We start from the raw sequence: 9,309 nt of genomic DNA, 5'->3' as shown, positions 1-9,309 counted from the left end.
TGTATATTTGCACCCGTAATGAGACGCCAGCGTAGCTCAGTTGGCTAGAGCAGCTGATTTGTAATCAGCAGGTCGTGGGTTCGAGTCCCTCCGCCGGCTCATCGTAAAACCACCGAACTTTTGTTAGGTGGTTTTTTATTTTAAACCAGTTCAGAAATTGGTTTTTACTTCTTGGACCAAAAAAAAAACGTCTCGATTTTCACGAGACGTTTTTGCATTTTGACAAACAATCGAAATAGAGTTTCTAATCGATTTATTTTTGTTTTTTGATATTAGCTACATATTCGGTTAATTTCTTCCCGTAAAGCGATTGTGCTACTTTTGGAGTCATTGATTTTTGAATTGTATCCAGGTATTTAATATTGATGTCATAAATCTCGGATAAAGCTATATAAGGGGCTACCTCGTAGTCTTTATTGTTTATGGCAAAGTTCGTCGCAAATAAATACTTTCTCTTTATGTTTGAGTCTTGTTTTGCATTTAAGCTGTCAATTGATTTTGTATTATTGCTTTTGATGGCATTGAACTTTTTTTCAATTAAGGTTAGTTTTTCGTCTGTAAAACGAGAATTGATTTTTTTATACTCTTCGTATAGATCGTGATTTTTAGAACCAGTGATCTTTGCGTCTGAAATATAGGATTCTAAGTCGGTATCTATGTTGATGATTCCTGGTTCAGCAAAAAACACCAAGTTATTGTCTAATGAGTTACTTGTTCCTCTATCTAGAAACAAATACAACATTTCAGGAGATTTTAAGTCAATGTCACTTTCAAATTTAGAGCTGCCGTCAATAGTAATTGTGTCTATTGCCACAAGAGCCGTATCGACAATTCTTTGGATGTATAAAGTTCCTTTCTTTAGGCCCTTGATATTTCCGGTAATATGCAAGTTTGCTTTTGATTCATTTTTATCACAAGATGCTAGTAGCACAAGTGAAACGAATGCAAGAATTATTTTTTTCATTGGTTATATATTTTGCTGCAAAATAAAGAAAATAGTTGGAAAGTTAAGAGACTAATTTATCGAAATTTTATAAAAAAAATCCCGATATATTTCTATATCGGGATTTTTAAACTTTTATTTGAAATTAAGCTTTTAACCAAGCTTCTTTTAATTGTGATTTTGAAGTGTCAGTTTCCTTTAGCAGTTGTTTTTCTTCATAAGGTAGTTTTACTTTTCCTTTAATGGTTTGCATTGTACCGTCGCGTTTTATTTTAACGGTTATAGCATCGTTTTCTTTCCAGTTTTGACTTGCGCCAATCATGTCATATATGTTTTCCAATGAGTACGCTTTGTCGTTTACAGCAAGTATTACATCACCGCCTTTTAATCCTAAAGAAGTATAGAAGTCATTTAGTTCAATATTTGGCAAAACAATGATTTCTTTTGTTTGTGGATCGACCGTGATGTATGGTTTTTGACCCTTTAGAAAAACATTAGCAGGAGTTTTTGTTGTAGACCTTGATAATCCTACTTTTGCGAAATAGTCATCGTAAGGAATCGGAGTTGTTCCGGCAACATAAGTGGCTAAAAATGCACCTACTTCTGGATAAGTCAAGGAAGTTATTTTTGCAAAAAGTTCATCGTCGTTAAATGGTTTTGAAACACCATATTCAGTGGATAGTTTTTGCATCAAATCAAGAATTCCTCTTTCTCCATTGCTTTTTTCTCTAATGATAATGTCTAAGCACATTCCAATTAGGGACCCTTTTTGGTATACATTTATATATTGATCTTTGTATGGTTGTGTTAATACGTTGGCACTCATAGTTGTGAATGACATGGTATCGTCCATTGCGTTTGCTCTTTCAATCTGATCTGAAATACGGCTATAGAAATCGTCCTCAGTAATTAGTCCTTGGTTGATTTGAAACAGATTGGCAAAGTATTCTGTAACTCCTTCATACATCCATAAGTGTTTTGACATTTTTGGATCGTTATAATCAAAGTCTTGAATTTCTTTAGAGTGAATGCTCAGTGGTGTTACGATATGAAAGAATTCATGCGAAACCACATCTTTCATCGATTTTACTAATTCTTCTTTAGGCATTACTTCAGGTAAAACAACGGTAGTTGCAGTTGGATGTTCCAAAGCACCAAAACCTTTTGCATCATCCTCTTTCATTGTCGATAGATACAATAATACACTGTATTTTTTGGTAGAATTTATTTTTCCTAAAAAATGTTTTTGTGCTGTCATCATTGTTTTCATCTCTGGCGTTATACTTTCGGCTGTAACTTTTCCAGTAGGAGAATAAACGCTGATATTAATGTCCATTCCGTCAACAATAAATGAAGTATGGTCTGGCTTTGAGTACATGATTGGGTTTTCAACTAATTCTGCGTAACGAGAGGTTATAAAAACATCATTTGTGTCACTTGCATCTATATCAGTCATTGAAGTTGCTCCCCACATTTCTGCTGGATGCGAAATGGCTACTTTGTATGGTGTAGACATGAAATTAGTGAAGTAGCCAACAAAACAATGAGTATTTAACATTATGTTTTTACCAGCATCTATGTTTGAGCCTGCAGGCGAAAAAACATCGTCTTGACCAAAACCGGTCCCTTTTTCAGTATCAAAGGAATCATTTACTAAATAAGTGATTTTATCTAGGTTTTTCGCTTTTGATATGGACCAAGAATTAGCATCTATATTTTTTACTACTAATAAATTTCCCTTTTTGTCGTAAGCTTTTAAGTCATCTACAAATCTTCCGTAATTGTCCTCTGAATAAGTTCCAGGAACTGTTTTTGGGATATGATACGTAATTTCATCTGTAGTAATTGATGGGGCTTTTACCGTAACCATCACTTTATCGTCTTTAATGTCAATGATGTTTATTGCTACCTGAACCTGTTCTTTGATTGAAGTCGCTGTTGTTATCGAGCCGACTGACTTACAGCTCCATAAAACGGATGCGAATGCAAATACGTAAATTATTCTTTTCATTTTTGTTAGTTTGATTTACTGGTTAGACTTTCAAAACCTAGAATTGTTACAGTCTATTGAGGAATTTTGACTCTTTAAATTTTTACAAAAAAAAACACTCTTATTAAGAGTGTCTTTTAATTGGTTAATCCAATTTATTTTTTATGTAGTACTTACCGTCCAAATCTTCATCAAAATCATCGATTTTAATTGGTTTCGGTTTTGGTTTGTTTGCGGTAGCTTTCTTTTTCCACATTTCAAATTTTTCTGCGGGCATCTTCTTTTTCATTATTTCCAGAATCTCTTTTTCGGCTAGACCAAATTCTTTTTTGATAATTTCAAAAGGATTCTTTTCTTCTAAAGCCATTGTAACAAGTTTTTCTGTTTGTTCCCAGGTCAATTCTTTGCGGTTACTCTTTTTCATCAGGTGAAAATTAATTCAATTTGTTTTTAGTGATTAATATAATTGATTCTAAATCAGACACCAATATTAATAAAAAAATATTTACTTCTCACCTAAATAGCAATTTTTTTTATAGTATTTATAACTTTTTGAAAGTGCATGGTTTTCTACAAGGTATTTTTAATAGATTCTGTGATTGATTCGTTCTTTCATTTTTATATGAGTGTCAGCTTCATAGATGATATTCTATTTTGAAAGCTTTTTAAATGTTCCAAAAAAGGGAATCCAAATCGAAAAGATACTGTTGTAATTACAATCTGTAGAAAGTAATTTGTCATAGCATTTTGACAGTGACTTTTAATTCTGCAACTCTAATTTCGATAGGTATTCTGGATGCGCTTGACTGCCACGTTTAATTCTTTTAGGTATAGATATAAGCCCAGTAAATCAAAGCCAGTTGTAATGGCATACGTAAAAGTAAAACGAATTTTGGCAATTTCATTCCTGCTTTTTCATTTTGGTACATATAGACATGAGTAGGAAATACAGCAATTAGTAATGCGATAGTTCCCCAAGCAGCATAATTTGAAAGCATTGGAATCATTAGCGATATTCCCAGTATGATTTCAGCAAAACCACTTATTAAATTCAATAATTTAGGATTAGGAAAATAAGGAGGTATTATCCTTTCATACATTTTAGGACTTCTAAAATGATTGAGTCCCGCAACGGTATAAATCAAAGCCATTAAATAAAGATGCCATGGTAAAGTCATAATGTAGTAATTTGAATTTGGTACAGTTGCTAATTTAGGAATATTAAATGAATATGTTTTTAATTAAAAACGGTAGTTAATTCTTTCGTTTTTTAAAATTCACATTCATTATTACTATGGCCAAAACAATTAAAATGATACCAAGCCATTGTGTTGCTACTACATTTTCGCTTAAAAGGAAATAGGCCATCATTACTGAAACCGGAAGTTCTAATGCCGAGACAATGCTTCCTAGTCCGATTCCCGTAAGTGGAAAACCAGCATTCATCAGCATAGGGGGGATGATGGTACCAAAAAGAGCTAAAACGATTCCCCATTTAAGGAATATATCAAAGTTGTATGGAGCAACTTGTGTCGCGATCGAAAAGGAAAACACAATAACTGCACCACCTAGCAACATATATAGACTACGTTGCGCCGAAGAAATTTCAGTAGCCACGCTGTTTGCCGTAAACATTGTTGTGGTGAATGAGGCTGCTGCCAAAACTCCCCACATGATACCATGCCAGTCTAATTGAACTTCATTTTGAATAAGGTTAGTGGCTAGAACAGTTCCAATCAAAACGATAACTACCGATATGATTTTCTGGTTCGAAGGGATTTTTTTCTCTAAAATCATTTCGAGTAAAACGCCCATCCAAACGGTTTGCATCAATAAAACAATACCAATCGAAACGGGAATGTACTTTACAGCCAGATAATAAAAAACACTGGTCATTCCTAAAGAAGTTCCTGCTAGCATTAAATGGAAAATATTTTTTTTTGATGCCTGTACTACCTTCTTTTTGTTTTTTGTTTTTTGAAAGAGATTGATAATCAAAATCCCCAAAATTCCAAGTATGAATTGCGAAGAGGTGACTTCGGCCGTGGTGTATCCTTCGTTATAGGCCATTTTTACAAAAGTCGCCAGCATACCATAACTGGTCGCTCCAAATGCAACTAAAAAAACTCCTTTTAACACTCTATTTTCGATCATTGTTTTAATTTTAGAAGCCGGCGAAGATAAGCTTTAGTTATGAATTACAAGTAAAGACCGTCTTTCTTTTGAAAAATAGTCCTGAAGGCATTTGGTTTTTTGGTCTAATTCAGCTGTATTTACCGTTCTTTTTGGATTAGTGTTACTTATTTTAAATGCGCCTGTAACAATACACTTAAAGTTTGGACTTATGGTACATCTTATAAAATAGACATGAAAAAGAACATACTGATTGCCCTAATGTTGTTAGGAGGAGTTTTTACCATTTCGGCTCAAAATAATCCAGAAAAAAGTGTTGAAAAAACAACGGAATTAAATGAAGTTGCTATTATCAAAACCAAAAAAGCCATTGAGCAAAAAGCAGATAGAACGATCTTTAATTTTGCTGACCAACCTAGTTTAAATACGGGATCAGTATTAGAAGGGATTAAGAAGTTGCCGGGATTAATAGCCTCTGATATTGCCGGGATGATGTATCAGGGAAAACAATTAGACGTTTTTATGGACGGTAGGCCGTTGAATATTTCTACTAATGAATTGAACTCATTCTTAGAAGGAATGCCAGCGAATGCTATCGAAAAAATCGAAATCATTACGCAACCTGGTGCTGAATTTCCTGCTACTTCCGGAGGTGCGATATTAAATATTATTACCAATAAAAATGCTAAGAATTACCTGAGCGCTACTTATACTAACAGCACGAGTTTTACTAGCTACGATGATATAAGATGGAGAATGAATAACAGTCTATTGTTGAGTGCTAAGAACAAGTATTTTGGATGGCAGTTAAATCTAGGTCAGAATTATAGAGAAAGCGCGGTTTGGACCTCTCTGGAGAAACAAGAAAATAATACTATTTCCTTATTGTCAAGTACAGATGCTGATCGAGTAGGGCGCAATAATTATATAAAGTCGGCATTGACGTTTGATATTGGAAAAGACCGTTTACTGTTAAACTATGATCTAACCCAAAACAACAATGATAGCTATGCTATAGGTAAGGGGCCTAATTTTAGTACTAATGATGCCTCAGTAAGTACAGGTTTACGACAAGACGCTGTAGTGACTTACCAAAAGAAATTTGACAACACAGCTAAGAAGTTAGAATTCAAATTTAATTATAATAGTAATGAAAATAATTTTGAACTGAGCCCGATAGCTAATTCGTCTGCGACATTAGATAACTCATCAAATCAGAATTTGTATAATTTTAAATTCGATTATTCACAACCGCTTAAATTTTCTGATGAAGGAAAACTGAGTTTTGGTAGCTTGTATGAGGAGCTGCTTTTTGATGCACAAAGCAAAGGAGTTAGAAACTTAGATTATAGACGAAGAACGGCAGCATCTTATTTAGAGCTGCAAACCAAGTTTGATAAAGTGAATTTTATTGTAGGAGGTCGAGCCGAAGATTATAATATTACAGGAAATACAGATACTGCTGAATTAACGGCCTTCAAGCAATTTCGTTTTTTTCCAAATGCGAGTGCGCAGTATAATTTTAATAAATCGATCTATTTTAATCTGAATTATAATAAAAAGATCACACTGCCTAGTACATCAGCATTGAATCCAAATAACACCAATTATCAAAATCCAAATATTGACTATTCAGGTAATCCAAACCTGCAACCTACTATTTTTAATAATTATGAGGTGAAGTTAAGCGCCTTTGACTATGCTTTTATTAGTTATAACATTAGCTCTGCTAAAAATCAAGTTATTCAAAGAGTGACTCTTACTGATGATGTAGTAGTGAATAGTAACGAGAACATTCCCGAGATTAAGATTCATAATTTTAGTGTTGGAATGCCAATTCCCTATATGTTGTTTACCAAAGGACTGGAAGAAACGATGAAAATGAATGTCAATCCAGATACAATGAACTTTTTATATGTTTATGCAGGCTACCAATACCACCAGATTCCCAATGTTGACACTAATGGATTCTGGATGTTTAACTTCATGTCGCAGATTGTATTGCCAAAACAAATTAAGTTTGTCGCTAACTATAATTACATTATTCCAAAGGGGAATTATTTTTACTTCATAGCTGTTAAGCCTTTTAGAAATGCATTAGACCTGACTTTTTCTAAGAAGTTTTTAAAAGATCAGCTAACACTTTCTATTTATGCGGATGATATTTTAAATGGAAATAAAAATGCTTTTAGTTCCTATGAAACACCGTTGCTAATTAGTAATAAAATGGACTCTAGAAAATTTGGCTTTAGCTTAAATTACAAAATTCCAACTAAAAATAAGTTGGCTAAAGAGAATCCTAATTTGCTGAATAAAGACAAAAAAGAGGATAGCGGAATTTTAAACCAATAATTTTTAGGACAATAAAAAAGAGCTGTGAATAAATGTCACAGCTCTTTTTCGTTAATCGCTTTTTCTATTCCATGGAGATTTTCATTTTAAAGCTAGGAGATTAAATCACTAAGATGTACTTGTAGGGCTTTGACAGAAATACTGATTTCCCAAAAAGAGAGTGCTAATGAAATAAGCAAGCTTAGTAAGCTAAAGCCAAAGAAATAAAGACCACCTATTTCGAAATCAAAGAAAAGTAACAACATGGCAAAAACAGAAAGAAACAAGCTTAATACTCCAAAAAGCTGCATGTAACGGATTAGCGTTAATCGCAGGTTGAGGTTTTTAATTTCGATTAAAATACTCTTGTTTTCTTTTTCGTCATAGGTTTTCTTTAGACTTCTAACGATGGTTGCAATCGTTAAAAATCGATTCGTGTATGCTAGAAGGATTAATGAAGTAGCAGAAAATAATAGTGCAGGAGTTTCTATATGTAAGGTCATCTTTGTGTTGTGAAATTAAAGTTCATCTGAATTGATGAACCAAAGTTCGATAAAGTTTGCGGGATAACAGTTTTTTTATAAAAAAATCCACGTCAAGAAGTCTTGGGAAAAAAAGTAATGTTGGGGCTGTAGAGAATGCACTAGATAAAGAGGGTGTACGAGCACTAGCGCTGTTTATTAGTTATTAAAATAAAACTCTCTTTAAATGTTTAATTCGTCTTAATAAGCCACTATGCAAACGCTAGACTTTAATCGAATAAATCGTCGCAGACAAGTCCTAATTCATAAAGAAACGAGCGCAAGATGCGTACAATAGCTAAACTTTGGTAATAGATCCCTTATATCGTTATGGTAAGCTATTTCGTATTGTATATATCCACGTAATCAGGAAGAATAACTTAATTTAAGATTTTAAAATCAAAGCCCAATTTTTTAGTATGAATTAAGGTGCGCCAATTGATGAAAAATAAGCAAAATAGCATTACAAATCCCAAAATAAAACTAGCAATAGATTGCCACGAAAAAATATCATCAATGATATTTTGTTGATTTTCGGATGCAAATTTCCCTAAATGTAAGACAATCGAATCACTAGTAAATTTCCCTACCAAAAAAGGAGCAATGATATAAATAGGCTTTATTTTTGAAATACCTCCACCTAAGAAAAGGGGTGTGGTAGGAAGCGGCAGCAAAGAATAAGCAAGCACCACTAAAACACCCTTCCATTTATTTTGGTTCATTTTATCTCCAAGAAACTTAATGTCTTCATTTTTAGAAGCCTTTAAATATTTGTTGGCCATTAACGGAGCATATAAAAGAAGAATAAACCGACCTAAAACCGACCCCAAAACTCCAATGATAATCACGGCCCAAACATTTAAATCAAAAAGAATTTGAAGAAATACCATTACTGTAAATGCTGGTGCAAACGGAAAAGGGACTATGTCAAATAATAGAGCGCCAAAAAAAACTAATAGATATTGCCACCACATGTGTTCGGAAATTTAATTTTATTGACAAGTTAATAAAGCAGATAGTGCTCATTTTTTGTGCCTAATCAATGAACGTTAAAATTACAATTAAATTTGTGATATTGAAATAGTTTTTCGAGGTAGCAAGTCATCGCTGTCAAGGTTTTCTTTTATTTGGTTTGGTGTTATAGATTGTGGCAGCAGAATTGCCTTGTTTTTTATATCAATGTTTGGTTTGAAATGTTTTTCTGTAATTTCATTTGTTTTTAACTTGTACATTTTTTAATCTTGTTAAGATGTATAAAAAAAAGTGCAAAATGACTACTGTACTTTCTAAATGTCATCGTAAAAGAAAGCTTTCTAATTAGCCCCGATAGCAGCAAAAATCCTTTGCTGTGGCGATAGCCAAGAGCAAAGATTGTAGCGAATAGCGGGAGG

At 33.3% G+C, this 9,309-nt stretch carries 9 protein-coding genes and 1 tRNA gene; 2 read left to right on the top strand and 8 right to left on the bottom strand.

The features are described 5' to 3' along the window. Positions 1-25 precede the first annotated feature (25 nt). A tRNA-Thr gene (locus HJ01_RS01145) sits at positions 26-99 on the top strand. 154 nt (positions 100-253) lie between these two features. Here HJ01_RS01145 and HJ01_RS01140 read toward each other — a convergent pair. The 5 genes from HJ01_RS01140 to HJ01_RS01120 all read right to left on the bottom strand — a co-directional run bounded on the left by HJ01_RS01140 (position 254) and on the right by HJ01_RS01120 (position 5,087). Next, the gene (locus HJ01_RS01140; protein WP_007136413.1) at positions 254-964 is read right to left on the bottom strand and encodes a DUF4369 domain-containing protein; all 711 of its coding nucleotides are present in this window, start codon (positions 962-964) and stop codon (positions 254-256) included. Between the two features lie 124 nt (positions 965-1,088). After that, the gene (locus HJ01_RS01135) at positions 1,089-2,954 is read right to left on the bottom strand and encodes a peptidase M61 (RefSeq protein WP_007136412.1); all 1,866 of its coding nucleotides are present in this window, start codon (positions 2,952-2,954) and stop codon (positions 1,089-1,091) included. 124 nt (positions 2,955-3,078) lie between these two features. After that, positions 3,079-3,357 (bottom strand): DUF2805 domain-containing protein, encoded by a 279-nt coding sequence (locus HJ01_RS01130; protein ID WP_007136411.1) that lies wholly within the window; start codon positions 3,355-3,357, stop codon positions 3,079-3,081. 400 nt (positions 3,358-3,757) lie between these two features. After that, positions 3,758-4,111 (bottom strand): hypothetical protein, encoded by a 354-nt coding sequence (locus HJ01_RS01125; protein ID WP_007136410.1) that lies wholly within the window; start codon positions 4,109-4,111, stop codon positions 3,758-3,760. Positions 4,112-4,187: 76 nt separating this feature from the next. Then, positions 4,188-5,087: an EamA family transporter gene (locus tag HJ01_RS01120; RefSeq protein WP_007136409.1), complete on the bottom strand. Its 900-nt coding sequence runs from the start codon at positions 5,085-5,087 to the stop codon at positions 4,188-4,190. Between the two features lie 213 nt (positions 5,088-5,300). Between HJ01_RS01120 and HJ01_RS01115 the strand changes: the two genes are divergently transcribed. Further along, positions 5,301-7,418, top strand: coding sequence for an outer membrane beta-barrel family protein (locus tag HJ01_RS01115; protein WP_007136408.1), 2,118 nt, complete (start codon positions 5,301-5,303; stop codon positions 7,416-7,418). Between the two features lie 92 nt (positions 7,419-7,510). On the opposite strand, the gene HJ01_RS01110 is transcribed toward HJ01_RS01115, so the two are convergent. The 3 genes from HJ01_RS01110 to HJ01_RS17590 all read right to left on the bottom strand — a co-directional run bounded on the left by HJ01_RS01110 (position 7,511) and on the right by HJ01_RS17590 (position 9,150). After that, the gene (locus tag HJ01_RS01110; RefSeq protein WP_007136407.1) at positions 7,511-7,900 is read right to left on the bottom strand and encodes a DUF2721 domain-containing protein; all 390 of its coding nucleotides are present in this window, start codon (positions 7,898-7,900) and stop codon (positions 7,511-7,513) included. Positions 7,901-8,298: 398 nt separating this feature from the next. Next, positions 8,299-8,892, bottom strand: a complete 594-nt coding sequence (locus tag HJ01_RS01105) for a hypothetical protein (protein WP_007136406.1) — start codon at positions 8,890-8,892, stop codon at positions 8,299-8,301. 87 nt (positions 8,893-8,979) lie between these two features. Beyond that, positions 8,980-9,150 carry a hypothetical protein gene (locus HJ01_RS17590; protein ID WP_007136405.1) on the bottom strand — a complete coding sequence of 57 codons (171 nt, stop codon included), beginning with the start codon at positions 9,148-9,150 and terminating at the stop codon, positions 8,980-8,982. Between the last annotated feature and the right edge of the window lie 159 nt (positions 9,151-9,309).

Source organism: Flavobacterium frigoris PS1 (genome assembly GCF_000252125.1).
Taxonomy (GTDB): Bacteria; Bacteroidota; Bacteroidia; order Flavobacteriales; family Flavobacteriaceae; genus Flavobacterium; species Flavobacterium frigoris_A.
The sequence above is the reverse complement of the archived record's forward strand: the minus strand, read 5'-3'. Positions and strand labels throughout refer to the sequence as shown.

What these genes read in the sequence shown, in the direction of transcription:
- HJ01_RS01140 (WP_007136413.1), bottom strand. Translation starts at nt 964, where the DNA reads ATGAAAAAAATAATTCTTGCATTCGTTTCACTTGTGCTACTAGCATCT.
- HJ01_RS01135 (WP_007136412.1), bottom strand. Translation starts at nt 2,954, where the DNA reads ATGAAAAGAATAATTTACGTATTTGCATTCGCATCCGTTTTATGGAGC.
- HJ01_RS01130 (WP_007136411.1), bottom strand. Translation starts at nt 3,357, where the DNA reads ATGAAAAAGAGTAACCGCAAAGAATTGACCTGGGAACAAACAGAAAAA.
- HJ01_RS01125 (WP_007136410.1), bottom strand. Translation starts at nt 4,111, where the DNA reads ATGACTTTACCATGGCATCTTTATTTAATGGCTTTGATTTATACCGTT.
- HJ01_RS01120 (WP_007136409.1), bottom strand. Translation starts at nt 5,087, where the DNA reads ATGATCGAAAATAGAGTGTTAAAAGGAGTTTTTTTAGTTGCATTTGGA.
- HJ01_RS01115 (WP_007136408.1), top strand. Translation starts at nt 5,301, where the DNA reads ATGAAAAAGAACATACTGATTGCCCTAATGTTGTTAGGAGGAGTTTTT.
- HJ01_RS01110 (WP_007136407.1), bottom strand. Translation starts at nt 7,900, where the DNA reads ATGACCTTACATATAGAAACTCCTGCACTATTATTTTCTGCTACTTCA.
- HJ01_RS01105 (WP_007136406.1), bottom strand. Translation starts at nt 8,892, where the DNA reads ATGTGGTGGCAATATCTATTAGTTTTTTTTGGCGCTCTATTATTTGAC.
- HJ01_RS17590 (WP_007136405.1), bottom strand. Translation starts at nt 9,150, where the DNA reads ATGTACAAGTTAAAAACAAATGAAATTACAGAAAAACATTTCAAACCA.